This is a genomic window from Pseudomonas aeruginosa, from assembly GCF_001457615.1.
Classification (GTDB): Bacteria; Pseudomonadota; Gammaproteobacteria; order Pseudomonadales; family Pseudomonadaceae; genus Pseudomonas; species Pseudomonas aeruginosa.
Genome location: NZ_LN831024.1, coordinates 4,991,747 through 5,015,899, shown reverse-complemented (window position 1 = coordinate 5,015,899; position 24,153 = coordinate 4,991,747). Strand labels below are relative to the sequence as shown.

Sequence of the window (24,153 nt, the reverse complement as noted above, 5' to 3'; positions counted from 1 at the left end):
GAGGAATTTGCATGGCTATCGCCCTGAGCACCCTGGTCGAAGAGGCCGACCGTTATCTGGATGCCGCGCGCATCCAGGACTACTGCCCGAACGGCCTGCAGGTCGAAGGCCGGCCGCAGGTGCGGCGGATCGTCAGCGGGGTCACTGCCAGCCAGGCGCTGCTGGATGCCGCCGTGGAGGCCGACGCCGACGTGGTGCTGGTGCATCACGGTTACTTCTGGAAGGGTGAGAACCCCTGCGTGGTCGGCATGAAGCAACGGCGCCTGAAGACCCTGCTGAACAACGATATCAGTCTGCTCGCTTACCACCTGCCGCTGGATCTGCATCCGGAGGTGGGCAACAACGTGCAGCTCGCCCGGCAGCTCGGCTTCGAAGTGGAAGGGCCGTTGGAGCCGGGCAACCCGCGTTCCATCGTCCTCCTCGGTTCGCTTGCCGAGCCGATGCAGCCTGCCGATTTCGCTCGGCATGTGCGCGATGCGCTGGGGCGTGAGCCGCTGCTGGTCGATGCCGGTCAGCCGATCCGGCGCATCGCCTGGTGCACCGGCGGCGCCCAGGGCTATATCGACCAGGCGATCGCCGCTGGCGTCGATGCCTACCTGACCGGCGAGGTTTCCGAGCAGACCGTGCACAGCGCGCGGGAGAACGGCATCAGCTTCATCGCCGCCGGACACCATGCCACCGAGCGCTACGGGGTACAGGCGTTGGGCGACTACCTGGGCAAGCGCTTCGCCATCGAGCACTTGTTCATCGACTGTCCTAATCCTGCCTGACGACGGAGCGGTGACGCACCCGGTCGACTTCCTTGCCCAGTTCCCAGACGGCCATCGCGTAGTGGGTGCTGTGGTTGTAGCGGGTGATCACGTAGAAGTTCGGCAGGCCGTACCAGTACTGGTAGTTCCTGCCCATGTCCAGGCGCAGCAGGCTGGCTTGCCGGTGGCCGCCGAGCGGACCCCGCGGGCGTAATCCGGCGGAAGCGAGCACGTCCAGCGGGTACAGCGTCTTGAAGCCATCTTCCAGCGAGGGAGCCCGGCCACTGGCGGGAACCGCCACGCGATCGCCGCTGACCCAGCCGTGCTGCTTGAAATAGTTGGCGACGCTGCCGATGGCGTCACGCGGATTCCACAGGTCGATATGCCCATCGCCATCGAAGTCCACCGCGTACTTGGTGAATGAAGACGGCATGAACTGGCCGTAGCCCATGGCGCCGGCATAGGAACCGCGCAGGGCCAGCGGGTCGGTGCCTTCCTTGCGCGCCTGGAGGAGGAATTGCTCCAGTTCGCCGCTGAAGAATTCCGCGCGGCGAGGGTAGGAGAAGGACAGGGTGGACAGCGCATCGATGATCCGCGTCTTGCCCATCACACGCCCCCAGCGGGTTTCCACGCCGATGATGCCGACGATGATCTCCGGCGGCACGCCGTAGACGCGCGATGCCCGTTGCAGGTCGGTTTCGTATTGGTCCCAGAACAGCACGCCGTTCTGTACGTTGCCTGGCGTGACGAACTTCTTCCGGTAGCGCAGCCAGGCGCCGTTCGGTCCGCTGGGTGGGGTATAGGTCGGGGCTTGCCGGTCCATCAGGCGGATCACCCAGTCCAGGCGCTGGGTCTGGGCGAACAGGTCGTGCAGTTGCTGGCGGTTGAAGCCGTGCTGGCTGACCATCCTGTCGATGAAGCGCTGTGCCGCCGGATTGTTCGCGTAATCGCCGCGCAGCGGCAGTATCGGTTGCACCGACTGGCGTACGGGGCGGGGTGAAATGACGGTGCGAGCCTGGGGTTTGGCGGCGGGTTTCGGTGGTGGCGTCGGTTCGCTGCTGCATGCTGAGACCAGAAGGAACAGGGGCAGGGCGAGGGCGGTACGGCGCATCTGGGGGCTTCTTGGCGGAATGACGATGCCCGCTATGCTAGCGCAGTGCCGCCGGCGTACAAGTCGAGCCGCCGAAAGGGGGCGGACCGTCTGCTCGCTGTCGCGGCGACGGCTTTGTCCGGTCCGGGACGATGCCGTCTCAGCTTTGTCCGCCCGGTCTGCGAAACGCCCCTGGAAAACCTCTCGACGCCAGTGTTTTCGCCGGCTGCGAGGCTGAGCGCTGATGGCTATATGGGTATATTTTTTCGGTATAAATGGCGAATCTTTTAGAGCCTTGCGCTGTGATAGAGTGCGCGTTCGTCTACGGCCCGACGGCCGTCCATAAGCAATTCCGTGAGTAGCCATGGTCGACAAACTGACGCACCTGAAACAGCTGGAGGCGGAAAGCATCCACATCATCCGCGAGGTGGCCGCCGAGTTCGATAACCCGGTGATGCTGTACTCGATCGGCAAGGATTCCGCGGTCATGCTGCACTTGGCCCGCAAGGCCTTCTTCCCCGGCAAGCTGCCCTTCCCGGTGATGCACGTGGACACCCGCTGGAAATTCCAGGAGATGTACAGGTTCCGCGATCGGATGGTCGAGGAAATCGGCCTGGACCTGATCACCCACGTCAACCCGGACGGCGTCGCCCAGGGCATCAACCCGTTCACCCACGGCAGCGCCAAGCACACCGACGTGATGAAGACCGAGGGACTCAAGCAGGCCCTGGACAAGTACGGTTTCGACGCTGCATTCGGCGGCGCGCGCCGCGACGAGGAGAAGTCGCGGGCCAAGGAACGGGTCTATTCGTTCCGCGACAGCAAGCACCGCTGGGACCCGAAGAACCAGCGTCCCGAGTTGTGGAACATCTACAACGGCAAGGTGAAGAAGGGCGAGTCGATCCGCGTCTTCCCGCTGTCCAACTGGACCGAGCTGGACATCTGGCAATACATCTACCTGGAAGGCATCCCGATCGTCCCGCTGTACTTCGCCGCCGAGCGCGAGGTTATCGAGAAGAACGGCACGCTGATCATGATCGACGACGAGCGCATCCTCGAGCATCTCTCTGACGAAGAGAAAGCCCGCATCGAGAAGCGCATGGTGCGCTTCCGTACCCTCGGCTGCTACCCGCTCACCGGCGCGGTCGAGTCCAGCGCCACCACGCTGCCGGAAATCATCCAGGAAATGCTCCTGACGCGTACTTCCGAACGCCAGGGTCGGGTCATCGACCATGACCAGGCCGGTTCGATGGAAGAAAAGAAACGTCAGGGCTATTTCTGAGGATACGCAGCATGTCTCATCAATCCGATCTGATCAGCGAGGACATCCTCGCCTACCTGGGGCAGCACGAACGCAAGGAACTGCTGCGCTTCCTTACCTGCGGCAACGTCGATGACGGCAAGAGCACCCTGATCGGGCGCCTGCTGCACGACTCCAAGATGATCTACGAGGATCACCTGGAGGCCATCACCCGCGACTCGAAGAAAGTCGGCACCACGGGCGACGACGTCGACCTGGCGCTGCTGGTCGATGGCCTGCAGGCCGAGCGCGAGCAGGGCATCACTATCGATGTGGCGTACCGCTACTTCAGCACCGCCAAGCGCAAGTTCATCATCGCCGACACGCCCGGCCATGAGCAGTACACCCGCAACATGGCTACCGGTGCCTCGACCTGCGACCTGGCGATCATCCTGATCGATGCCCGCTACGGTGTGCAGACCCAGACCCGCCGGCACAGTTTCATCGCGTCCCTGCTGGGTATCCGGCATATCGTGGTCGCCATCAACAAGATGGACCTGAAGGGCTTCGACCAGGGTGTCTTCGAACAGATCAAGGCCGACTACCTGGCCTTTGCCGAGAAGATCGGTCTGAAGACCAGTTCGCTGCACTTCGTGCCGATGTCGGCGCTCAAGGGCGACAACGTGGTCAACAAGTCCGAGCGTTCGCCCTGGTACGCCGGCCAGTCGCTGATGGAAATCCTCGAAACCGTCGAGATCGCCGCCGACCGCAACCTCGATGACATGCGCTTCCCGGTGCAGTACGTGAACCGGCCGAACCTGAACTTCCGCGGTTTCGCCGGCACCCTGGCCAGCGGCGTGGTGCGCAAGGGCGACGAAGTGGTGGCATTGCCGTCGGGCAAGGGCAGCAAGGTGAAATCCATCGTCACCTTCGAGGGCGAACTGGAGCAGGCCGGTCCCGGCCAGGCCGTCACCCTGACCCTGGAAGACGAGATCGACGTTTCCCGCGGCGACATGCTGGTGCATGCCGACAATCGCCCGCTGGTCACCGACGGCTTCGATGCCATGCTGGTGTGGATGGCCGAGGAGCCGATGCTTCCGGGCAAGAAGTACGATATCAAGCGCGCTACCAGCTATGTGCCGGGTTCGATTCCGAGCATCGTCCACAAGGTGGACGTGAATACCCTGGAGCGGACCCCGGGCAGCGAGCTGAAGCTGAACGAGATCGCCAGGGTCAAGGTCAGCCTGGACGCGCCCATCGCGCTCGATGGCTATGAGCAGAACCGCACCACCGGCGCCTTCATCGTCATCGATCGCCTGACCAACGGCACCGTTGGCGCCGGCATGATCATCTCCGCTCCGTCGGCGGCCCATGGCAGCAGCGCTCATCACGGTTCGAATGCCCATGTGACGCGCGAGGAGCGTGCCGGCCGCTTCGGCCAGCAGCCGGCGACCGTACTGTTCAGCGGCCTCTCCGGCGCCGGCAAGAGCACCCTGGCCTACGCCGTGGAGCGCAAGCTGTTCGATATGGGCCGCGCGGTCTACGTGCTGGACGGGCAGAACCTGCGCCACGACCTGAACAAGGGGTTGCCGCAGGACCGCGCCGGACGCACCGAGAACTGGCTGCGCACCGCCCATGTCGCCAAGCAGTTCAACGAGGCCGGGTTGATCAGCCTCTGCGCCTTCGTCGCGCCGAGCGCGGAAGGGCGCGAGCAGGCCAGGGCGCTGATCGGCGCCGAGCGCCTGATCACCGTCTATGTGCAGGCGTCGCCGCAGGTTTGCCGCGAACGCGATCCACAGGGGCTGTATGCGGCGGGCGAGGACAATATCCCCGGCGAGTCCTTCCCCTACGACGTGCCGCTGGATGCCGACCTGGTGATCGATACCCAGGCGCTGAGCGTCGAGGACGGCGTGAAGCAGGTGCTCGACCTGTTGCGCGAGCGCCAGGCGATCTGATCGTCTCGCAGCCATGAAAAAGCCCCGCGGATGCGGGGCTTTTTCATGGGCGTCGGCAGGTTCGCGCAGCGCGTCAGTACTTGCCTTTCAGGCCGTAGGTGGCGTCGAGGGTGCCGGGGCTGTCCGGGCTTTTCGGCGCATAGTCCTTCGGCACTTCGCCGGAGGCCGGCGGAGTCAGGCGCTCGCGGCGCTCGGCCGGATAGGCCTCGTCGGCATGCAGCGCAGCCAGCAGGCGCTGGCGGGTCTGTTCGTCCAGGGCCAGGCGCTGGGCGCCGTCGGAGAGGTGCTCCTGCACGTCCTGGTAGCTCTGGGTCAGCTTCTTCACGAGGCTGGCGGTGGTGTTGAAATGGGTCACGACTTCGCGCTGATAGCTGTCGAAGCGGTCCTGCAGGTCGTCCATCTGGCGTTGCACCTTGTTCGGCGCGGCGTTGGGCAGCAGGCGGGCGATCAGAAAACCGATGGCGACCCCGGCGACCAGGGCGAGGGCCGGCAGCAGCCAGGCGGTGAGCGACTGTTCCACGCGAATCCTTCCTCTATAGGCGGCTTTGCTTTACGTTAACGGCTTGAGTCCGAGCTGTATACCACGGCACGCGAGTAAGTGCCTGTGTCGCTTGGAGTAATCTGCTAGACGAGTCGACCCGAGCCGGGGTCACGGAGTTCCTGTTTGTCTACCCGCGAAATCCCTGTATCCATCGATGGCCCCTGCGGGCCGCTGGAAGCCCTGCACCTCGATCTGCCCGATGCCCGCGGCATCGCCCTGGTCTGCCATCCGCACCCGCTGTTCGCCGGCACCATGCAGAACAAGGTGGTCGCCACTCTGCAACGCAGCGCCCGCGATGCCGGCCTGGCGACCCTGCGTTTCAACTTCCGTGGCGTTGGCCAGAGCGCTGGCAGCTATGGCGAGGGGATCGGCGAGATCGACGACGCCGAGGCCGCCGCGCGCTGGTTGCTGGCACGCCATCCGGGGCTGCCGCTGACACTGATGGGCTTTTCCTTCGGCTCCTGCGTCGCCGGCAATCTGGCGGGTCGCCTGGAAGCGCAGGGCGTCGGGCTGGCGCGGCTGTTCATGATCGCGCCGCCGGTGGAACGCTTCGCGGTCAGCCTGCCTGCGCGTTGCCCGCTGACCGTGGTGCAGCCGGAGGACGACGACGTGGTCACGCCGGCCGCGGTATATGCCTGGAGCGAGTCCCTGGCACGACCGCACGAGCTGTTGCGGGTGGCAGAAAGCGGACATTTCTTCCATGGCAAGCTGATCGATCTGAAGGACCTGTTGCTGCCACGCCTGCAGGACTGACGTCGTCGCGCCGGCCCTGCTACCATCCGGCGCGCCATTCTTTTCTTTGCCTGACATCTGGTATCGCATGACTACTCGTATCCTGACCGGCATCACTCCTACCGGCACTCCGCACCTGGGCAACTACGCCGGCGCCATCCGCCCGGCGATCCTCGCCAGCCGTCGGAGCGACGTGGATTCGTTCTACTTCCTGGCGGACTACCACGCCTTGATCAAGTGCGACGATCCCGCTCGTATCCAGCGCTCGCGCCTGGAAATCGCCGCGACCTGGCTGGCCGGCGGCCTGGACGTCGAGCGTGCGACCTTCTACCGGCAGTCGGACATCCCCGAGATTCCCGAGCTGACCTGGTTGCTCACCTGCGTCAGTGCCAAGGGGCTGCTCAACCGCGCGCATGCCTACAAGGCCGCGGTGGACCGCAATGTCGAGGCTGGCGAAGACCCGGACGCCGGCGTGACCATGGGCCTCTACAGCTATCCGGTGCTGATGGCCGCGGACATCCTGATGTTCAACGCGCACAAGATCCCGGTCGGCCGCGACCAGGTGCAGCACGTGGAGATGGCCCGCGACATCGGCCAGCGTTTCAACCACCTGTTCGGCAACGGCCGCGAGTTCTTCGTCCTGCCCGAAGCGGTGATCGAGGAAAACGTCGCCACCCTGCCGGGCCTGGACGGGCGCAAGATGTCCAAGAGCTACGACAACACCATCCCGCTGTTCAGCCCGTCCAGGCAGCTCAAGGACGCCATCGCACGCATCGTCACCGACTCGCGCGCGCCGGGCGAGCCGAAAGACCCGGACAGTTCGCACCTGTTCCTTCTTTACTCGGCCTTCGCCAGCGCCGAACAGGTCGCCGCGTTCCGCCAGGAACTGCTCGAAGGCCTGGCCTGGGGCGAAGCCAAGCAGCGCCTGTTCCAGTTGCTCGACAACGAACTGGGCGAGGCTCGCGAGCGTTACCAGGCGCTGATCGCCAAGCCGGACGATATCGAGGACATTCTCCTCGCAGGTGCCGCCAAGGCGCGCCGCATCGCCACCCCATTCATCGCCGAGTTGCGCGAGGCAGTCGGCCTGCGCTCCCTGCGCGAGCCGCTGAAAAGTGCCGAGAGCGGCAAGAAGAAGGCCGCCAAGGCTGCGCGCCTGGTCAGCTTCCGCGACGACGACGGCAGCTTCCGCTTCCGCCTGCTGGACGCCGCCGGCGAACAGCTACTGCTGTCCCGCGCCTTCGCCGACGGCAAGGCCGCCGGTGCGGTGAGCAAGCGCCTGCTGGCTGGCGAGACTGCCGACCTGCGGGCCGAGGGCAATGCCTTTGGCCTGTGGCTGGATGGCGAGGCGGTGGCGCAGAGCCCGGCCTTCGCCGACGCCGCCGCCCGTGACGCCGCCATCGAGCGCACCCGCGAAGCGCTGGCACCGCAGGAGTAGGCAGCCCCGGTACATCCTCGACGGATGGCCGATTGCCAAGAGACGGGGTCGTCGCTAAAGTGACGGCCCCGTTTTCGTTGCATTGCTACCGATCATGACGCCCCTCGAGCGCTACCAGGCCGATCTCCAACGCCCCGATTTCTTCCACGATGCCGCACAGGCGAATGCCGTGAAGCATCTGCAACGCCTCTACGATGACCTGGTCGCCGCCGACCACGCCAAGCCCGGCCTGTTCGGCAAGCTGCTCGGCAGGAAGTCCGGCGGGCCGGTGAAGGGCCTGTATTTCTGGGGCGGCGTCGGCCGTGGCAAGACCTACCTGGTGGACACTTTCTTCGAGTCGCTGCCGTTCGAGCAGAAGGTGCGCACGCACTTCCACCGCTTCATGAAGCGGGTGCACGAAGAACTGAAGACCCTCAAGGGCGAGAAGAACCCGCTGACCATCATCGGCAAGCGCTTCGCCGACGAGGCGCGGGTGATCTGCTTCGACGAGTTCTTCGTCTCCGACATCACCGACGCGATGATCCTCGCCACCCTGCTGGAAGAGCTGTTCAAGAACGGCGTGAGCCTGGTGGCGACCTCCAACATCGTGCCGGACGGCCTGTACAAGGACGGCCTGCAACGCGCCCGTTTCCTGCCGGCGATCGCCCTGCTCAAGGAACATACCGAGATCGTCAACGTCGATAGCGGCGTCGACTATCGCCTGCGCGCGCTGGAGCAGGCCGAGCTGTTCCACTGGCCGCTCAGCGAACAGGTCGAGGAGGAGATGGCGCGCAGCTTCAAGGCCCTGACCCCGGACTGTGCCAAGGCCCAGCGCGACGAGGCGCTGATGATCGAGAACCGCGAGATCCGCGCGCGCCTGACCTGCGACGACGTGGCCTGGTTCGAATTCCGTGAGCTGTGCGACGGCCCGCGCAGCCAGAACGACTACATCGAACTGGCGAAGATTTTCCACGCCGTGCTGATCTCCAACGTCGAGCAGATGGGCGTCACCAAGGACGACATGGCGCGGCGTTTCATCAACCTGGTGGATGAGTTCTACGACCGCAGCGTCAAGCTGATCATCTCCGCCGAGGTCGAGCTAAAGGATCTCTACAGCGGCGGCCGGCTGGAGTTCGAATTCCAGCGCACCCTCAGTCGTCTGCTGGAAATGCAGTCCCACGAATACCTGACGCGTCCGCACCGGCCCTGATCCGGGGCGGAAACGAGAAAGGGGTTGCCGATGGCCACCCCTTTTTTCATGGGCGCGCGGCGTTTCAGCGCTGCGCGGTGTTCTGCTCGAAGCCGGCGAGGAGCTTCTTCGCATGGGCCACTTCGAGGGCTTCCATGGCGTTGATCGGCTTGATCGCCACGGCCTGCTTCAGTTGGGCGATGGCCTTCTCCCGCTCGTCGTCGCCGTATACGTAGGTGAGCGCGTTGGCGTACTCGTAGTGGCCGATCGGCAGGTCGTTGGCCTGGCGGAAGGAGCGGGCGAAGTACTGCTCCATCTTGTCGGCGCTGACCCCGTAGGTCATCTTGCCGACCAGCTTGCCGACCTTGCGGATCACTCCCGCCTCGTAGCCGCCGTAGAGCGCCAGGGCGAACGGCTGGTTGGGTTGCCTGGCCAGGAGAGCGTCCAGTTCCTTGGGTATTTCGCTGGTATAGCCGCGCTTGAGCACTACCGGTACCGATAGCTCCTCGGCCAGGCGCGCCTTGGCGTAGACGCTGCCGAACTGGGCGACGATATCGGCCTTGACCAGCGGGCCGGCCTGTTCGGTGTAGTCGATGACCTCTTCGAGCAGGCGCTGTTTCTCCGCCTGGTCGGGAGCCAGGAACATGGCGTAGAGCACCTGGGCGAACATCGCCGGTACCTGGCCGCCGACTCCCAAGGCCAGTCCCTGCTCCTTGGCCTTGGCGTAGTCGCCGCGGAACAGCAGGCGCCAGACATCCTGCAGTCGTGCCGCATATTGCGTGGCCTCTTCCGGCTTGCCGGTGAAGCCGGTGCCGGCCTTCACGGTCTTTTCCAGGGCATCCGGATGGGCGGTCGCCATGTTCACCACCCAGTCGGCGTCCGGATAGGGATAGTCGCCGAAGCCGCGGGTCAGGCGCGGCCAGGCTTCCTTCAACTTGTCGCCTGGATAGTCATAGGCGCTCTGGTCGTAGGGGAAGGCTTTCCAGTTGTCGGCGGCCATAGCATTCATACCGAAGAGGGCCAGGAAGGCGAGCAGATAAAGGCGCATGGCAAAGGTCCGTTCTTGTCGTTGTTCGGAACGCCCGCGTCTGCGGCGGGCCTGCGGATTCATGAGAACCCGCGAAGGCCGACCTGGCTACCTATCCTAGGTTCTGTAGGGAAAGCGCCGGCGCCGATGCCGTTCGGGCAGGCCCGGCGATGTCCGGCTCAGCTTTCCTTCTGCATGAACTGGCGACGGTAATGGTGGGGAGAGAGTTCGGTGTGCTGGCGGAACAGGCGGGCGAAGAAGCTGGCGTCGTCGTAGCCGACCTCGTAGCTGATCGTCTTGATGCTCTTGCGCGTGCTCGAGAGCATGCCTTTGGCGGTCTCGATCCGCAGTCGCTGCAGATAGTGCAGCGGCTTGTCGCCGGTAGCGGCCTGGAAGCGCCGCATGAAGTTGCGGATGCTCATGCCGTGGTCGCGGGCGACGTCCTCGAAACGGAACTTGTCGGCGAAGTGGTCTTCCAGCCATTGCTGGATCTGCAGGATCGTCGGGTCATGGTGCAGCTTCTGTCCGCCGAAGCCGATGCGCCCTGGGGTGTAGCTGCGCTGTACTTCGTAGAGGGTATCCCGGGCCACCGCCTGGGCCACCGATCCGCCGCAGAAACGCTCGATCAGATAGATGTAGAGGTCGCAGGCGGAGGTGACGCCGCTGGCGCAGAACAGGTCGTCGGCATCGGTCAGGTGCTTCTCCTGATTGAGCAGCACGTTCGGGAAGCGTTCGGCGAATTCTCGATAGAAGCGCCAGTAGGTGGTCGCTTCCTTGCCATCCAGTAGACCTGCCTGGGCCAGCCAGAAGACCCCGGTCGCCTCGCCGCAGAGGGCGGTTCCCTCGGCATGGCTGCGGCGCAACCAGGGAACGATTTGCGGATAGCGCCGTTCGAGCGCGTCGAAATCGCCCCAGAAGGCGGGCAGGACCACGATATCGCAGGCGGCGAGGGGACCGTCGACGGCGATGCTGTCGCCGCTGAAGCTGCGTACCGGCTGGCCGTCGGGGCTGAGGATGCGGGTGCGGAAGGCCGGCTGGAGACCGAGGCCCTGCTGCTTGCCGTGGCGCAGGCTGGCCATGTGGAAGAAGTCCTTGGCCTGCATCAGGGTCGAGGCGAAGACGCCGTCGATGGCGACGATGCCGACATGTTTCAGCACCGGAGCGGATTGAGCGCGCATGGATTTTTATCGTTGTTGTGAGTAAGGGAAAGCGGTCAAAAGGCGGCTGGATCGTCTTATTTTTTGGCGCAACTGTCCAGTGCGTCGGTCGGGGCATTTCCCTACAGTCGAAGACCTGCCGCGTGCAGCCAACCCGATCCCAGACTGTTTCCAGGTGACCACGATGATACCGAGAACCCTGTTCAGCTCCGACCACGAACTGTTTCGCGACAGCGTGCGCAAGTTCCTCGAACAGGAAGCCGTGCCTTTCCATCACCAATGGGAAAAGGATGGGCATGTCGACCGCGCGCTCTGGAACAAGGCCGGCGAGGCCGGAATGCTCTGTTCGCACCTGCCGGAAGAGTATGGCGGGATGGGCGCGGACTTCCTCTACAGCGCCGTGGTCATCGAAGAGATCGGTCGGGCCGGCCTGACCGGGATCGGTTTCTCCCTGCATTCGGACATCGCTGCACCCTACATCCTCCACTACGGCAGCGAGGCGCTGAAGCGCAAGTACCTGCCGAAGCTGGTATCCGGCGAGATGGTCGCGGCCATCGCCATGACCGAGCCGGGGGCCGGTTCCGACCTGCAAGGGGTGAAGACCACTGCGGTACTGGATGGCGACGAGTACGTCATCAATGGCTCGAAGACCTTCATCACCAACGGCTTCCTCGCCGACCTGGTGATCGTGGTGGCGAAGACCGATCCGAAGGCTGGCGCCAAGGGCATAAGCCTGTTCGTGGTCGAGGCGGGTACGCCGGGCTTCAGCAAGGGCAAGCGCCTGGAGAAGGTCGGGATGAAGGCCCAGGACACCTCCGAGCTGTTCTTCCAGGATGTGCGGATTCCCCGGGAGAACCTGCTCGGCAAGGACGGCCAGGGATTCATCTACCTGATGCAGGAGCTGCCGCAGGAGCGCCTGACCGTCGGTATCGGCGCGCTGGCGTCGGCCGAGGCGGCCCTGCAATGGACGCTCGACTACACTCGCGAGCGCAAGGCGTTCGGCAAGTCGGTGGCGGACTTCCAGAATACCCGCTTCAAGCTTGCCGAGATGGCTACCGAGATCCAGGTCGGCCGGGTCTTCGTCGATCGATGTATGGAGCAGCATCTCCAGGGCAAGCTGGACGTACCCACCGCCGCCATGTGCAAGTACTGGACGACGGACCTGCAATGCAAGGTGCTCGACGAATGCGTGCAGTTGCACGGCGGCTACGGCTTCATGTGGGAATATCCGGTGGCGCGGGCCTGGGCCGATGCCCGGGTGCAGCGGATCTACGCCGGTACCAACGAGATCATGAAGGAGATCATCGCGCGGGCCCTGTGAGGCGCGCCTGGTCACCGGGAGGGGCGGACGACCGCATCGCGCGGTTGTCCGCCGAACCCGCGGCAGCGCCAGGCCCCTGGAGGCTCAGGGAGCCGGGTTCGGTTGCTCCCGGTGGATTGCATCGATACCGGCGAGCAATTCCTCGTCCAGCCTCAGGTCGACGCTGCCGAGATTGGTTTCCAGCTGTTCCAGCGAGGTGGCGCCGATGATGTTGCTGGTCACGAACGGCCGCGAGGTGACGTAGGCCAGTGCCATCTGCGCCGGTTCCATTCCATGTTCGCGGGCCAGCGCTACGTAGCGCGCGCAGGCCGCTTCCGCCTGCGGGTTGGTGTAGCGGGTGAAGCGGCTGTACAGACTGATGCGCGCGTTGGCCGGGCGGGCGCCGTCCGTGTACTTGCCGGAAAGCATGCCGAAGGCCATCGGCGAGTAGGCCAGCAGGCCGCACTGCTCGCGGATGGCGATTTCCGCCAGGCCCACCTCGAAGCTGCGGTTGAGCAGGTTGTAGGGGTTCTGGATCGATACCGCGCGCGGCCAGCCGCGCTCCTCGGCGAGCCTGAGGAAGGTCATGGTGCCCCAGGGCGTCTCGTTGGACAGGCCGATGTGGCGGATCTTGCCGGCGCGCACCTGCTCGTCGAGCACTTCCAGGGTTTCCTCCAGCGGTGTGAAGCTCTCTTCCTGGTGCTGGTAGCCGAGCTGGCCGAAGAAGTTGGTCCGCCGCTCCGGCCAGTGCAACTGGTAGAGGTCCAGCCAGTCTGTCTGCAGGCGCTCCAGGCTGGCATCGAGGGCGGCGACGATGTGCTGGCGGTTGAACTTGAGGTTGCCGTCGCGCACATGGCTGATGCCGTTGCCGGGGCCGGCGATCTTGCTGGCGAGGATCCAGTCGGCGCGGTCGCTGCTGCGGCGGAACCAGTTGCCGATGATGCGCTCGGTGCTGGCGTAGGTCTCGGCGCGGGGCGGCACCGGATACATTTCGGCGGTATCCATGAAATTGATCCCGGCGGCCTTGGCCCTGGCGATCTGGGCGAAGGCGTCCTGCTCGCTGTTCTGCTCGCCCCAGGTCATGGTGCCGAGGCAGAGGGCGCTGACTTTCAGATCGGTGCGGCCGAGCGGGCGATACTCCATGCGGGTGTCCTCGTGAAATTAAGTGGTTAATGCGGTTGTAAATTCTGGCGAAATCTGCATAATTCCGCAGCCTTTCATCGGTGGGGGATGCCAAGCCTGCCGATCGATGTATCTAGTCGTTACGGACGCACACCGACCCGAGCCCCAATTCGTGTCTGTTTTCGGCTGTCCTTGACTTGTCAAGGCAACCACTGTCCAGTAAGATTCGCCGTCTTATTTTCAGGCGGCCCCTGAGGCTATAACGAATGAAAACCTATACCGCGAAACCGGAAACTGTACAGCGCGACTGGTTCGTCGTCGACGCTGCCGGCCAGACCCTGGGTCGTCTGGCGACCGAAATTGCCCGCCGCCTGCGTGGCAAGCACAAGCCTGAGTACACTCCGCACGTTGACACCGGCGACTACATCGTCGTCATCAACGCCGAGCAGGTGCGTGTGACCGGTGCCAAGACCACCGACAAGATGTACTACCACCACTCCGGCTTCCCGGGCGGCATCAAGTCGATCAACTTCGAGAAGCTGATCGCCAAGGCCCCTGAGCGCGTCATCGAGACCGCTGTAAAAGGCATGCTGCCGAAGAACCCTCTGGGTCGCGATATGTATCGCAAGCTGAAGGTGTACAAGGGTGCCAGCCACCCGCACACCGCTCAGCAGCCCCAAGAACTGAAGATTTAACGGGATAGCTCATTATGTCGGCGACTCAAAATTACGGCACTGGCCGTCGTAAGACCGCTACCGCTCGCGTCTTCCTGCGTCCGGGTACTGGCAAGATTTCCATCAACAACCGTGGTCTCGATCAGTTCTTCGGTCGTGAAACCGCTCGCATGGTCGTGCGTCAGCCGCTCGAGCTGACCGAGACTGTCGAGAAGTTCGACATCTTCGTTACCGTCGTTGGCGGTGGCGTAAGCGGTCAGGCCGGTGCGATCCGTCACGGCATCACCCGTGCCCTGATCGAGTACGACGAAACCCTGCGTAGCTCGCTGCGCAAGGCCGGCTACGTGACTCGCGATGCCCGTGAAGTCGAGCGTAAGAAAGTCGGTCTGCGTAAAGCGCGTAAGCGTCCGCAGTACTCCAAGCGTTAATTCGACGCTTGCTGAAAAACGCCCACCTCTTCGGAGCTGGGCGTTTTTTTATGTCTACGCTTTAACTCTGCGGCAAGGTGTCGCATGGCCGAAGGGCGCGCCCTACAAGGGTTTCGGGCGTTTTGTGTCAGGCTATTACCTTGTCATCAAAGGGGGTTTTCTTTACCATTTGGCGAATTTTTTGCGCGGCTCGAATTTTTACTTAAAGGCCTGATTAGAACAGGTCTGAAGCTGATGGGAGACGACTGAATGAGTAATGACGGCGTGAATGCAGGCCGGCGTCGCTTCCTCGTCGCGGCCACCTCTGTGGTTGGCGCGGCGGGAGCGGTGGGTGCTGCGGTCCCGTTCGTAGGGTCATGGTTCCCCAGTGCCAAAGCCAAGGCTGCTGGCGCGCCGGTGCAGGTGAACGTGGGCAAGATCGATCCAGGTCAGCAGATCATCGCTGAATGGCGCGGCAAGCCTGTATTCATCGTGCACCGCACGAAGGAGATGCTGGACGCCCTGCCGAGCCTCGAAGGACAACTGGCCGACCCGGACTCCAAGGCCTCGGAGCAGCCGGAGTACGTCGATCCCAAGCTTCGCTCGATCAAGCCGGAACTGGCGGTGATCGTCGGCATCTGCACCCACTTGGGCTGCTCGCCGACCTTCCGTCCCGAAGTCGCCCCCGCCGACCTCGGTCCGGACTGGAAGGGTGGCTACTTCTGCCCTTGCCACGGCTCCCACTACGACCTCGCCGGTCGTGTCTACAAAGGCCAGCCAGCGCCGCTGAACCTGCCGATTCCGCCTTATACGTTCGATGCTGACGACGTCATCACCATCGGCGTGGACCAGGAGAAAGCCTGATGAACAAGTTCATGGCTTGGGTCGATGCGCGTTTTCCCGCGACCAAGATGTGGGAAGACCATCTGAGCAAGTACTACGCACCGAAGAACTTCAACTTCTGGTATTTCTTCGGTTCCCTGGCGCTGCTGGTGCTGGTCAACCAGATCCTCACCGGCATCTGGCTGACCATGAGCTTCACGCCGTCGGCCGAAGAGGCGTTCGCTTCCGTCGAATACATCATGCGCGATGTCGACTACGGCTGGATCATTCGCTACATGCACTCCACCGGTGCATCGGCGTTCTTCATCGTGGTCTACCTGCACATGTTCCGCGGCCTGCTCTACGGCTCCTATCAGAAGCCGCGCGAGCTGGTGTGGATCTTCGGCATGCTGATCTACCTGGCGCTGATGGCCGAGGCCTTCATGGGCTACCTGCTGCCTTGGGGTCAGATGTCCTACTGGGGCGCCCAGGTGATCATTTCCCTGTTCGGCGCGATTCCGGTGGTCGGCGAAGACCTGGCCCAGTGGATCCGCGGTGACTTCCTGATCTCCGGCATCACCCTGAACCGCTTCTTCGCCCTGCATGTGATCGCCCTGCCGATCGTCCTGCTCGGCCTGGTCGTGCTGCACATCCTGGCGCTGCACGAAGTCGGTTCGAACAACCCGGACGGCGTTGACATCAAGAAGAAGAAGGACGAGAACGGCGTACCGCTGGACGGCATCGCGTTCCATCCGTACTACACCGTGAAGGATATCGTCGGTGTGGTGGTGTTCCTGTTCATCTTCTGCACCGTGATCTTCTTCTTCCCGGAAATGGGCGGCTACTTCCTCGAGAAGCCCAACTTCGAGATGGCCAACCAGTTCAAGACCCCCGAGCACATCGCTCCGGTCTGGTACTTCACCCCGTTCTACGCGATCCTCCGCGCGGTTCCGGACAAGCTGATGGGCGTGGTGGCGATGGGTGCGGCGATCGCCGTGCTGTTCGTCCTGCCGTGGCTGGATCGCAGCCCGGTTCGCTCGATCCGCTACAAGGGCTGGCTGAGCAAGCTGTGGCTGGTGATCTTCGCGGTGTCCTTCGTGATCCTCGGCTACTACGGCGCCCAGGCTCCGAGCCCGCTGGGTACTACCCTGTCGCGCGTTTGCACCGTCCTGTATTTCGCCTTCTTCATCCTGATGCCGTTCTACACCCGGATGGAGAAGACCAAACCGGTTCCGGAAAGGGTGACTGGCTGATGAAAAAGCAATTCGCTGCACTGATTCTGGCGGTACTGCCAGTCCTGGGTTTCGCCGCTGGCGGCCATGGGCCGCAACTGGATCATGTCGACATCGACCTGACCGACAAGGCGGCCATGCAGGATGGCGCGCGTACCTTCGCCAACTACTGCATGGGCTGCCATAGCGCCAAGTTCCAGCGTTACGAGCGTGTCGCCACCGACCTGGGCATTCCTGCCGATCTGATGATGGAGAAGCTGGTGTTCACCGGCGCCAAGATCGGCGACCACATGGACATCGGCATGAAGCCGGCCGACGCCAAGACCTGGTTCGGCGCCGCTCCGCCGGATCTGACCCTGGTTGCCCGCGTACGCGGCACCGACTGGCTGTACAGCTACCTGCGCTCGTTCTACGAGGATCCCAAGCGTCCGTGGGGCGTGAACAACGTGATCTTCCCCAACGTCGGCATGCCGAACGTCCTGGCGCCCCTGCAGGGACGCCAGGTGATCGGCTGCAAGCAGGTACAGGTGGTCGAGGATGGCAAGAAGCAGTTCGATCCGTTGACCGGTACCCCGCTGACTCACGAAGCTTGTGACCAGTTGACCGTGGTGCCGAAGACCGGCGAACTGAACGAAGCTCAGTTCGACGAGAAGGTCAAGAACCTGGTGACCTTCCTGGCCTATTCGGCCAACCCGAACAAGCTGGCCTCCGAGCGTATCGGTACCTACGTCCTGCTCTACCTGGCCTTCTTCTTCGTATTCGCCTATCTCCTCAAGCGCGAGTACTGGAAGGACGTGCACTAACCCGCACGTTGGTCTTCGAAGCGCGCGCCCTACGGGGCGCGCGCGTCTTTTCACCTCCCACAAGTCGACCTGCGAGGAGGGCTCCATGGCTTCAATCAACAAGCTGACCTGCTATTCCGACCCTGCCGATCATTACTGCCATCGCATCCGCCTGGTCCTGGCCGAGAAGAACGTGGCGGTAGAGGTGATCGATATCGAGGCGGGCCGCTGTCCGCCGATGCTGGCGGAGGTCAACCCCTACGGCAGCGTACCGACCCTGGTCGATCGCGACCTGGCGCTGTACGAGCCGACGGTGGTCATGGAATACCTCGACGAACGCTATCCGCATCCGCCGCTGCTGCCCGATTATCCGGTGAAGCGTGCCAACAGCCGCCTGTTGATCCATCGTATCCAGCGGGACTGGTGTTCCCTGGTGGACCGGATCCTGGATGCGCGCAGCAAGGAGGCCGAGCGGGTCCAGGCGCGCAAGGAGTTGCGCGAGAGCCTGACCGGGGTTTCCCCGCTGTTCGCCGACAAGGCATATTTCCTCAGCGAGGATTTCAGCCTGGTGGATTGCTGCCTGTTGCCGATCCTCTGGCGTCTGCCGCTGCTGGGCATCGAGTTGCCGCGGCAGGCCAAGCCGTTGCTCGACTACATGGAGCGCGGATTCGCCCGGGAAAGCTTCCGGGCCAGCCTGTCTTCCGTTGAACGAGATATGCGTTAAGGAACATGAAGATGAATTCCAGCCGTCCCTATCTGGTCCGCGCGCTCTATGAATGGATCGTCGACAACGATTGCACGCCGCATATCCTGGTGAACGCAGAGTTCGCCGGGGTAAAGGTGCCTCCGGGCTATGCCAGCGATGGGCAGATCGTGCTCAATGTCTCGCCCTCTGCCGTGCGGCATCTGCACATGGACAACGAGGCGGTCAGCTTCGAGGGGCGTTTCGGCGGCGTGGCGCAGAGCCTGTACATTCCAGCGCTGGCGGTAATGGCCATCTACGCCCGGGAAAACGGCCAGGGCATGGTCTTCGATCTGGAGCAGCCGGGTCCGGTGGACGACGAGCCGGGCGATGACGATGGCGGACCGTCCGATGAGCCGCCGCGTCCCAGTGGCAGGCCATCCCTGAAGGTGGTCAAGTAAACGGCGGGCAATGAAAAAGGCGATCGAAGGATCGCCTTTTTTTCGTTCGCTGTTCTTCAGTTTATGTATTCGAACAGCTTGACGATCTTCTGCACCCCGTCGACGCCCTGGGCGACGCGGACAGCCTGGGCGGCTTCCTGCTGGTTGACCAGGCCCATCATGTAGACGATGCCGTTCTCGGTGACCACCTTGATCCGCGACGAGGGCACGTTGGGATCGCTGAGCATCTGGGTCTTCAGCTTGGTGGTGATCCACGCGTCGTTGTTGCGGGCGAGCAGGGAGGAGGGCGAGGTCACCTGCAGTTCGTTATGCACGTTCTTGACCTTCTGCACCGTGCGCGCGGCCTGTTCGGCCTTGCTCTTGAGGTCGGCGCGCGGGGTCTGGCCGGCGATCAGAACGATGCCGTTGTAGCTGACCACGACGATGTGAGAGTCCTTGTCCAGGGCCGGATCGGCCTTGGCGATGTTCACCGCGGCCTTGGTCTCGATCAGCGAGTCGTCGATCTTGCTGCCGATGGTTCGGGTCCCGCGATCGTCGTCGATCGGTTTGTCCCGGGTGGCGCTGAGGAAACTGCTGCAGCCTCCCAGGGCCAGGCTCAGGGCCAGGGTGGCGGCGACGAAGGCGGTACGGCTCATTCTTCACTCCCGAACAGTTGGCGGTCGATCAGGTCGCAGAGGCAGTGGATGGCCAGCAGGTGGACTTCCTGGATGCGTGCGGTGATCTTGGAAGGAACGCGGATCTCCACGTCTTCCGGCAGCAGCAGCGAAGCCATGCCGCCACCGTCGCGGCCGGTCAGGGCGACCACCAGCATCTCGCGGTCGTGGGCCGCCTGGATGGCCTGGATCACGTTGGCCGAATTGCCGCTGGTGGAAATCGCCAGCAGGACGTCGCCCGGCTGGCCCAGGGCGCGGATCTGCTTGGAGAAGACTTCGTTGTAGCTGTAGTCGTTGGCGATCGAGGTGATGGTCGAGCTGTCGGTGGTCAGGGCCACGGCCGGCAGGCTCGGACGTTCGCGCTCGAAGCGGTTGAGCAGTTCGGAGGAGAAGTGCTGGGCATCGCCGGCCGAGCCGCCATTGCCGCAGGAGAGGATCTTGCCCTCGTTGAGCAGCGCATTGACCATCACCAGGCTGGCTTGCTCGATATAGGGAGGCAGTACTTCCAGCGCCTGCTGCTTGGTCTCGATGCTGGCCTGGAAGAGCTGGCGGATACGGTGTTGCATGTCCATCGGTAATGACCTTCGGTGGGGCGGCTGATCAGGCGTCGAATGCGTTCTGAATCCAGTCCAGTCGCGGTGGTGATTGTCCGTCGCTGGTATCGACGGTGACCACATCGAAGCGACAGGGGCGTTTGGCCCAGCGCGCCTCCTGTTGCAGAAAAAGTTCGGCGGAGAGAATCAGGCGCTGCCGCTTGCGCGCGTCGATGCTCTCCAGGGCTCCGCCCCAGGCGCGATGCCGGCGGGAGCGGACTTCGACGAATACTACTGTATCGCCGTCGAGCATGACCAGATCGAGCTCTCCGCGGCGACAGGTCCAATTCTTGCCAAGTGTGGCAAGGCCCTGTCGCCGTAGATGGGCGCAGGCCAGTTCCTCGGCCTGGCGCCCCTTGTCCCGGGAGCTTTCCCTATCGGTCAAAAGCTGCTGGTCCCCAGCGGCTGGACCTGGCCATTGCGGAACTCGGCCCATTGCAACTGGCGTTCGATACGTTGGGTCGGATTCAGGCTCAGGGTACCGGTCAGGCCGTCGATCTGCAGGCTCGGCACGGCCTTCAGTTCAGGCAGACGCGGAGCGAGGCGGTAGGCGTCGACGCCCATGGCGTAGAGGCGGCCCATGCTGCCGTTGGCCTGGGGCCATTGGGCGGCGACCTGCTGGCGGGTCGGGTCGCTGGGGTTGAGCAGCCACGGGGTCTCGCAGAAGCGGATGCCGTTGAGATCCTGGTCCTGGGTCGGGTTGTTGGTCCCGGTGTAGAGGTGCGAAGTGGCGTAGACCGGAAGGTCGCCGGCGTACTGGAAGGCCAGGGTCGGCTTGATCTGGCGGGCCTGCTGCGGGGTGGCGGCGAGGAACACGAAGTCGATGTCCTGGCGGCGCGACGGCTGGGTGGCGATCTGGCTGCCGAGGGTGCCCTGCAGGCGCTGGGCGCGGCCTTCGCTCTGGCGCAGTTGCAGCAGGTCGGCGATCTGTTGCGCCAGTTGTACCGGCTGGTCGACATGCTCGGCGGCGATCAGGCTGCCGCCCGCGGACTGCCAGCTCTGGCTGAAGGCGGCCAACACGCGGTCGCCCCATTCGCCGCGCGGCACCAGCGCCACGGCCCGGCGCATGCCGTCGCCCCAGGCCCGGCTGGCCACCGCGCGCGCTTCGTCCTCGGCGGCGAGGCCGAACTGGAACAGCTGCGCCGGGCCTTCCTGGCTGTTGTCGCTGTAGTTGAGTGCGAGGGTGGTGATCGGCAGTTGCTCGCGGCTAGCGAGTTGCTTGACCAGCGGCTTCTCCAGTGGACCGACGACCAGTTCGACGCCATCGGCCTGGGCCTGGCGGTAGAAGTCATCTAGCGAGCGCACCTGGGTACTGTCGTAGAGCTTGATCGAAGGAGGATTCTGGCCGGCCTGCTGGGCCTGGAAGTGGGCGGCGAGGAAGCCATCCTGCAGGGCCCGGGCGACGTTGGCCAACTGCCCCTGCTGGGGTAGCAGGAGGGCGATGCGGGTCAGCGGCTGCTGGGACAGCGTCTTGAGTTTCTCCAGCGCCGCCGGCAAGTGCTTGGCCGCCGGGTGCTCGGGGTTCTGCTGTTGCCAGCTCTCGATGCTGGCCTGCTGTTGCTGCAGGGTCGGCGAGGTCTTGGTGATGCGTGCCAGGGTCAGCCAGCCGCTGAGGTCGCCTTCGTTGGCGCTCGGTTGCAACTGGTCGACCGGCAGGCTGCTGACCAGGGTCCAGATCTTTTCCTGGTTCTCGATCACCGCCGGGCCCTCGAGCAGCGGTGCGAAGTAGATGCGCTCCTTGGCTGCGGCAAGGACCTGGCCGTCGGCGGCGAGGGCCTGGGCCTTGGCGCGCTGGGTACGAACCTGCTGGGTCACCGGCAGTTCGCTGAGATGCTGCATGCTCGGATGCTGCAATGCCTGCAGGGCGGCCTTGGGCTTGCTGCGGGCGAGGGCCAGTTCGGCGTTCAGGGTGCTGGCGAAGACCTGCTGGGCCGGCTTCAGGCTTTCCAGCGGAATCTGTCCCAGGATGGCGGTGGACCTGGCGAGGTCCTTCTGCTGGTAGGCAAGGTCCGCTGCCGAGAGGCGCAGCAGCGCCGCTTCCTCGGGCTTGCTCTGGCTGGCCTGTTGCAACAACTGCTCGATGCTGGCATTCGGCGTACGGGGAAGTTCGCCCAGTCCGGAATTGGACGAGGTCGCGCAGGCGGTCAGCAGACCGGCCAGGATCAGAGCAGAAAGCGGACGCAGGCAAGCGATCATATAGGGCTTCTCATGGCGCATTCACGAAGAGTCGCCGATTGTACCGGAGGCCCGCCTCGGGTGCGATGGCGGCACCCTGAATCGCGATACAATGCCGCCTTTTCAGATAGCTCCCGAGGTATTTTCGTGTCAGCAGGCACTCTGTTCGTAGTGGCGACCCCGATCGGCAATCTCGACGACATCAGCCCGCGCGCCCTGCGGGTGCTGCGGGAGGTGGCCCTGGTGGCTGCGGAGGATACCCGCCATTCGATCCGGCTGTTCCAGCACTTCGGCATCGAGACGCCATTGGCGGCCTGCCACGAGCACAACGAGCGCGAGGAGGGCGGGCGCTTCATCTCCCGGCTGCAGGGTGGGGAGGACGTCGCGCTGATCTCGGACGCCGGTACCCCGCTGATTTCCGATCCCGGCTTCCACCTGGTGCGCCAGGCACAGGCGCTGGGTATCCGGGTGGTCCCGGTGCCGGGCTCCTGCGCGCTGATCGCGGCGCTGTCGGCGGCGGGATTGCCGTCGGACCGGTTCATCTTCGAAGGTTTCCTGCCCGCCAAGGCTGCGGGACGACGCAGCCGCCTCCAGGCGGTACAGGAAGAGCCGCGCACGCTGATTTTCTACGAGGCGCCCCATCGTCTGCTGGAAAGCCTGGCGGACATGCGCGACGTGTTCGGCGGGGAGCGCCGTGCGGTGCTGGCGCGGGAGCTGAGCAAGACCTTCGAGACCATTCGCAGCCTGCCGTTGGCCGAACTGCACGATTGGGTCGCGTCGGACAGCAACCAGCAGCGCGGCGAGTGCGTTGTGCTGGTGGCGGGGTGGCAGGCGCCGGAAGGCGAGGAGTCGATCGGTGCGGAGGCGCTCAGGGTGCTCGACCTGCTGCTTGCCGAGCTGCCGTTGAAGAAAGCCGCGGCGCTGGCGGCGGAAATTACCGGGGTGCGAAAAAACCTTTTGTATCAACAGGCTTTGCAACGCCAAGGGAAGAGTTGAGCTTGTTCTTCGCGCCTGCTCCCGCTAACCTTGTCGGCGGAGAGTCGATTGGACAGTCGCTGTCGCGCAATAGCGCGGTGGAGGAAAGTCCGGGCTCCATAGGGCAGAGTGCCAGGTAACGCCTGGGAGGCGCGAGCCTACGGAAAGTGCCACAGAAAATAACCGCCTAAGCGCAACAGCGCCGGTAAGGGTGAAAAGGTGCGGTAAGAGCGCACCGCACGGCTGGCAACAGTGCGTGGCTAGGTAAACCCCACTCGGAGCAAGACCAAATAGGAATCCATTGGCGCGGCCCGCGTTGGATTCGGGTAGGTCGCTTGAGGCGTACAGTGATGTGCGTCCCAGAGGAATGGCTGTCCTCGACAGAACCCGGCTTATAGATCGACTCTCCCACTTCTTCCCACTCTCTTCGCTTTTTCCCGGTTTTATCCGTCCGTCGCAAAAGCGAAAAGCCGCAACTCTTGATAAATCACTTTAAGTTCGAAGGCTAAGACTTTGGACTTATTGTGTTTTGTCATCTCTTTTACTTCTAAAAGCGCTCCGCAACCTTCCAAAAGCACGCTAAATCTCCGTCCTGTAAGGATTTTTCACTTCTGACGCGCCTTGACGGTGGGGAGTGTGGATTTCTATAGTGTGCAGAAGTGGTATGAAGTGGGTAAAAGTGGGATCAATTGGCATGGAAAGCCAACCACAGGGGAAGCGCTGACGTGTTTCGCGGAGCTAATGCCATAAGTCTCGACGCCAAAGGGCGCCTCGCGATGCCGAGTCGGTATCGTGACGAGCTCGTTTCGCGTTGTGCCGGCCAGCTCATCGTCACTATCGACGCAGTCGACCCCTGCCTCACCGTTTACCCCTTGCCCGAATGGGAACTGATCGAAGCCAAGCTGCGCGAGCTGCCTTCTTTGCGAGAAGAAACGCGGCGCCTGCAGCGGCTGCTGATCGGTAATGCCGTCGATCTGGAACTGGACGGAAACGGGCGTTTCCTGATTCCGCCGCGCCTGCGCGAGTACGCCAAGCTGGACAAGCGGGCGATGCTGGTGGGGCAACTGAACAAGTTTCAGTTGTGGGATGAGGATGCCTGGAACGCCATGGCTGAAGCCGACCTGGCGGCAATCAAACAACCCGGTGGGCTGCCGGACGAACTACGCGACCTGATCCTTTGA

25 protein-coding genes and 1 other RNA gene are annotated in these 24,153 nt (G+C 63.6%); 17 read left to right on the top strand and 9 right to left on the bottom strand.

What is annotated here, in order from left to right; translation table 11 throughout:
* Nucleotides 1–11: 11 nt before the first annotated feature.
* Entirely contained in the window at nucleotides 12–770 is a 759-nt protein-coding gene (locus AT700_RS23090; RefSeq protein WP_003094318.1) for a Nif3-like dinuclear metal center hexameric protein, read from the top strand.
* Here the strand turns inward: AT700_RS23090 and mltB are convergent.
* On the bottom strand, nucleotides 757–1,860 hold the full coding sequence (gene mltB, locus AT700_RS23085) for a lytic murein transglycosylase B (protein ID WP_003098827.1): 1,104 nt from the start codon (nucleotides 1,858–1,860) through the stop codon (nucleotides 757–759). The two genes, AT700_RS23090 and mltB, sit on opposite strands and share 14 nt — an antisense overlap.
* A 343-nt stretch (nucleotides 1,861–2,203) precedes the next feature.
* On the opposite strand from mltB, the gene cysD reads away from it, so the two are divergent.
* Together cysD and cysN are read left to right on the top strand one after the other, a co-directional pair.
* Nucleotides 2,204–3,121: a sulfate adenylyltransferase subunit CysD gene (gene cysD / locus AT700_RS23080; protein ID WP_048521646.1), complete on the top strand. Its 918-nt coding sequence runs from the start codon at nucleotides 2,204–2,206 to the stop codon at nucleotides 3,119–3,121.
* An 11-nt stretch (nucleotides 3,122–3,132) separates the two neighbouring features.
* The gene (gene cysN, locus AT700_RS23075; RefSeq protein ID WP_003120909.1) at nucleotides 3,133–5,034 is read left to right on the top strand and encodes a sulfate adenylyltransferase subunit CysN; all 1,902 of its coding nucleotides are present in this window, start codon (nucleotides 3,133–3,135) and stop codon (nucleotides 5,032–5,034) included.
* A gap of 73 nt (nucleotides 5,035–5,107) precedes the next feature.
* On the opposite strand, the gene AT700_RS23070 is transcribed toward cysN, so the two are convergent.
* A complete protein-coding gene (locus AT700_RS23070) occupies nucleotides 5,108–5,554 on the bottom strand; it encodes a YhcB family protein (RefSeq protein ID WP_003094304.1) in 447 nt (148 codons plus the stop codon).
* Between the two features lie 144 nt (nucleotides 5,555–5,698).
* On the opposite strand from AT700_RS23070, the gene AT700_RS23065 reads away from it, so the two are divergent.
* The 3 genes from AT700_RS23065 to zapE all read left to right on the top strand — a co-directional run bounded on the left by AT700_RS23065 (nucleotide 5,699) and on the right by zapE (nucleotide 8,931).
* On the top strand, nucleotides 5,699–6,328 hold the full coding sequence (locus AT700_RS23065) for an alpha/beta hydrolase (RefSeq protein ID WP_003098823.1): 630 nt from the start codon (nucleotides 5,699–5,701) through the stop codon (nucleotides 6,326–6,328).
* Nucleotides 6,329–6,395: 67 nt separating this feature from the next.
* The gene (locus AT700_RS23060) at nucleotides 6,396–7,742 is read left to right on the top strand and encodes a tryptophan--tRNA ligase (RefSeq protein WP_003112748.1); all 1,347 of its coding nucleotides are present in this window, start codon (nucleotides 6,396–6,398) and stop codon (nucleotides 7,740–7,742) included.
* 94 nt (nucleotides 7,743–7,836) lie between these two features.
* Nucleotides 7,837–8,931 carry a cell division protein ZapE gene (zapE, locus tag AT700_RS23055; RefSeq protein ID WP_003094297.1) on the top strand — a complete coding sequence of 365 codons (1,095 nt, stop codon included), beginning with the start codon at nucleotides 7,837–7,839 and terminating at the stop codon, nucleotides 8,929–8,931.
* A 64-nt stretch (nucleotides 8,932–8,995) separates the two neighbouring features.
* Here zapE and AT700_RS23050 read toward each other — a convergent pair whose 3' ends face one another.
* Nucleotides 8,996–9,958 (bottom strand): hypothetical protein, encoded by a 963-nt coding sequence (locus AT700_RS23050; protein WP_003123298.1) that lies wholly within the window; start codon nucleotides 9,956–9,958, stop codon nucleotides 8,996–8,998.
* Between the two features lie 158 nt (nucleotides 9,959–10,116).
* On the bottom strand, nucleotides 10,117–11,016 hold the full coding sequence (locus AT700_RS23045; RefSeq protein WP_003120906.1) for a GlxA family transcriptional regulator: 900 nt from the start codon (nucleotides 11,014–11,016) through the stop codon (nucleotides 10,117–10,119).
* Between the two features lie 253 nt (nucleotides 11,017–11,269).
* Between AT700_RS23045 and AT700_RS23040 the strand changes: the two genes are divergently transcribed.
* Entirely contained in the window at nucleotides 11,270–12,415 is a 1,146-nt protein-coding gene (locus tag AT700_RS23040; protein WP_003120905.1) for an acyl-CoA dehydrogenase family protein, read from the top strand.
* A gap of 84 nt (nucleotides 12,416–12,499) precedes the next feature.
* Here the strand turns inward: AT700_RS23040 and AT700_RS23035 are convergent, their stop codons facing one another.
* Entirely contained in the window at nucleotides 12,500–13,537 is a 1,038-nt protein-coding gene (locus tag AT700_RS23035) for an NADP(H)-dependent aldo-keto reductase (protein ID WP_003145890.1), read from the bottom strand.
* Nucleotides 13,538–13,782: 245 nt separating this feature from the next.
* Between AT700_RS23035 and rplM the strand changes: the two genes are divergently transcribed.
* From rplM to AT700_RS23000, 7 genes are all read left to right on the top strand, one after another.
* Nucleotides 13,783–14,211, top strand: coding sequence for a 50S ribosomal protein L13 (gene rplM, locus AT700_RS23030; RefSeq protein ID WP_003094164.1), 429 nt, complete (start codon nucleotides 13,783–13,785; stop codon nucleotides 14,209–14,211).
* Between the two features lie 14 nt (nucleotides 14,212–14,225).
* The gene (gene rpsI, locus AT700_RS23025; RefSeq protein WP_003098810.1) at nucleotides 14,226–14,618 is read left to right on the top strand and encodes a 30S ribosomal protein S9; all 393 of its coding nucleotides are present in this window, start codon (nucleotides 14,226–14,228) and stop codon (nucleotides 14,616–14,618) included.
* A gap of 249 nt (nucleotides 14,619–14,867) precedes the next feature.
* Nucleotides 14,868–15,461 carry a ubiquinol-cytochrome c reductase iron-sulfur subunit gene (gene petA / locus AT700_RS23020; RefSeq protein ID WP_003100631.1) on the top strand — a complete coding sequence of 198 codons (594 nt, stop codon included), beginning with the start codon at nucleotides 14,868–14,870 and terminating at the stop codon, nucleotides 15,459–15,461.
* Entirely contained in the window at nucleotides 15,461–16,672 is a 1,212-nt protein-coding gene (locus tag AT700_RS23015) for a cytochrome b (RefSeq protein ID WP_003094159.1), read from the top strand. Before petA ends, AT700_RS23015 begins: the two co-directional genes overlap by 1 nt.
* Nucleotides 16,672–17,454 (top strand): cytochrome c1, encoded by a 783-nt coding sequence (locus tag AT700_RS23010; protein WP_003094157.1) that lies wholly within the window; start codon nucleotides 16,672–16,674, stop codon nucleotides 17,452–17,454. The genes AT700_RS23015 and AT700_RS23010 overlap by 1 nt, the downstream gene beginning before the upstream one ends.
* Before the next feature lie 85 nt (nucleotides 17,455–17,539).
* Nucleotides 17,540–18,157 (top strand): glutathione S-transferase N-terminal domain-containing protein, encoded by a 618-nt coding sequence (locus tag AT700_RS23005; RefSeq protein WP_003094155.1) that lies wholly within the window; start codon nucleotides 17,540–17,542, stop codon nucleotides 18,155–18,157.
* A gap of 11 nt (nucleotides 18,158–18,168) precedes the next feature.
* Nucleotides 18,169–18,576, top strand: a complete 408-nt coding sequence (locus tag AT700_RS23000) for a ClpXP protease specificity-enhancing factor (protein WP_003094153.1) — start codon at nucleotides 18,169–18,171, stop codon at nucleotides 18,574–18,576.
* 56 nt (nucleotides 18,577–18,632) lie between these two features.
* Here the strand turns inward: AT700_RS23000 and AT700_RS22995 are convergent, their stop codons facing one another.
* From AT700_RS22995 to AT700_RS22980, 4 genes are read right to left on the bottom strand one after another with little or no spacing between them, the layout of a single operon-like run.
* Nucleotides 18,633–19,211, bottom strand: a complete 579-nt coding sequence (locus AT700_RS22995; protein ID WP_003094151.1) for a BON domain-containing protein — start codon at nucleotides 19,209–19,211, stop codon at nucleotides 18,633–18,635.
* A complete protein-coding gene (locus AT700_RS22990) occupies nucleotides 19,208–19,801 on the bottom strand; it encodes a phosphoheptose isomerase (protein WP_003094149.1) in 594 nt (197 codons plus the stop codon). The genes AT700_RS22995 and AT700_RS22990 overlap by 4 nt, the downstream gene beginning before the upstream one ends.
* A gap of 28 nt (nucleotides 19,802–19,829) precedes the next feature.
* Nucleotides 19,830–20,207, bottom strand: coding sequence for a YraN family protein (locus AT700_RS22985; protein ID WP_003110149.1), 378 nt, complete (start codon nucleotides 20,205–20,207; stop codon nucleotides 19,830–19,832).
* Nucleotides 20,204–22,018: a penicillin-binding protein activator gene (locus AT700_RS22980; protein ID WP_003162789.1), complete on the bottom strand. Its 1,815-nt coding sequence runs from the start codon at nucleotides 22,016–22,018 to the stop codon at nucleotides 20,204–20,206. Before AT700_RS22980 ends, AT700_RS22985 begins: the two co-directional genes overlap by 4 nt.
* Nucleotides 22,019–22,144: 126 nt before the next feature.
* Here AT700_RS22980 and rsmI point away from each other — a divergent pair, with 126 nt between their 5' ends.
* From rsmI to mraZ, 3 genes are all read left to right on the top strand, one after another.
* Entirely contained in the window at nucleotides 22,145–22,993 is an 849-nt protein-coding gene (gene rsmI, locus AT700_RS22975) for a 16S rRNA (cytidine(1402)-2'-O)-methyltransferase (RefSeq protein ID WP_003120901.1), read from the top strand.
* Nucleotides 22,994–23,033: 40 nt separating this feature from the next.
* Nucleotides 23,034–23,383: RNase P RNA component class A (gene rnpB / locus AT700_RS28990), an RNA gene on the top strand.
* A 314-nt stretch (nucleotides 23,384–23,697) separates the two neighbouring features.
* Nucleotides 23,698–24,153, top strand: coding sequence for a division/cell wall cluster transcriptional repressor MraZ (mraZ, locus tag AT700_RS22970; RefSeq protein WP_003103101.1), 456 nt, complete (start codon nucleotides 23,698–23,700; stop codon nucleotides 24,151–24,153).

What these genes read in the sequence shown, in the direction of transcription:
- rpsI (WP_003098810.1), top strand. Translation starts at nt 14,226, where the DNA reads ATGTCGGCGACTCAAAATTACGGCACTGGCCGTCGTAAGACCGCTACC.
- AT700_RS23090 (WP_003094318.1), top strand. Translation starts at nt 12, where the DNA reads ATGGCTATCGCCCTGAGCACCCTGGTCGAAGAGGCCGACCGTTATCTG.
- AT700_RS22995 (WP_003094151.1), bottom strand. Translation starts at nt 19,211, where the DNA reads ATGAGCCGTACCGCCTTCGTCGCCGCCACCCTGGCCCTGAGCCTGGCC.
- petA (WP_003100631.1), top strand. Translation starts at nt 14,868, where the DNA reads ATGAGTAATGACGGCGTGAATGCAGGCCGGCGTCGCTTCCTCGTCGCG.
- AT700_RS23060 (WP_003112748.1), top strand. Translation starts at nt 6,396, where the DNA reads ATGACTACTCGTATCCTGACCGGCATCACTCCTACCGGCACTCCGCAC.
- cysD (WP_048521646.1), top strand. Translation starts at nt 2,204, where the DNA reads ATGGTCGACAAACTGACGCACCTGAAACAGCTGGAGGCGGAAAGCATC.
- AT700_RS23015 (WP_003094159.1), top strand. Translation starts at nt 15,461, where the DNA reads ATGAACAAGTTCATGGCTTGGGTCGATGCGCGTTTTCCCGCGACCAAG.
- AT700_RS23035 (WP_003145890.1), bottom strand. Translation starts at nt 13,537, where the DNA reads ATGGAGTATCGCCCGCTCGGCCGCACCGATCTGAAAGTCAGCGCCCTC.
- mltB (WP_003098827.1), bottom strand. Translation starts at nt 1,860, where the DNA reads ATGCGCCGTACCGCCCTCGCCCTGCCCCTGTTCCTTCTGGTCTCAGCA.
- AT700_RS23050 (WP_003123298.1), bottom strand. Translation starts at nt 9,958, where the DNA reads ATGCGCCTTTATCTGCTCGCCTTCCTGGCCCTCTTCGGTATGAATGCT.
- rplM (WP_003094164.1), top strand. Translation starts at nt 13,783, where the DNA reads ATGAAAACCTATACCGCGAAACCGGAAACTGTACAGCGCGACTGGTTC.
- AT700_RS23010 (WP_003094157.1), top strand. Translation starts at nt 16,672, where the DNA reads ATGAAAAAGCAATTCGCTGCACTGATTCTGGCGGTACTGCCAGTCCTG.
- AT700_RS22980 (WP_003162789.1), bottom strand. Translation starts at nt 22,018, where the DNA reads ATGATCGCTTGCCTGCGTCCGCTTTCTGCTCTGATCCTGGCCGGTCTG.
- AT700_RS22990 (WP_003094149.1), bottom strand. Translation starts at nt 19,801, where the DNA reads ATGGACATGCAACACCGTATCCGCCAGCTCTTCCAGGCCAGCATCGAG.
- AT700_RS23045 (WP_003120906.1), bottom strand. Translation starts at nt 11,016, where the DNA reads ATGGCCAGCCTGCGCCACGGCAAGCAGCAGGGCCTCGGTCTCCAGCCG.
- AT700_RS23005 (WP_003094155.1), top strand. Translation starts at nt 17,540, where the DNA reads ATGGCTTCAATCAACAAGCTGACCTGCTATTCCGACCCTGCCGATCAT.
- AT700_RS23000 (WP_003094153.1), top strand. Translation starts at nt 18,169, where the DNA reads ATGAATTCCAGCCGTCCCTATCTGGTCCGCGCGCTCTATGAATGGATC.
- cysN (WP_003120909.1), top strand. Translation starts at nt 3,133, where the DNA reads ATGTCTCATCAATCCGATCTGATCAGCGAGGACATCCTCGCCTACCTG.
- zapE (WP_003094297.1), top strand. Translation starts at nt 7,837, where the DNA reads ATGACGCCCCTCGAGCGCTACCAGGCCGATCTCCAACGCCCCGATTTC.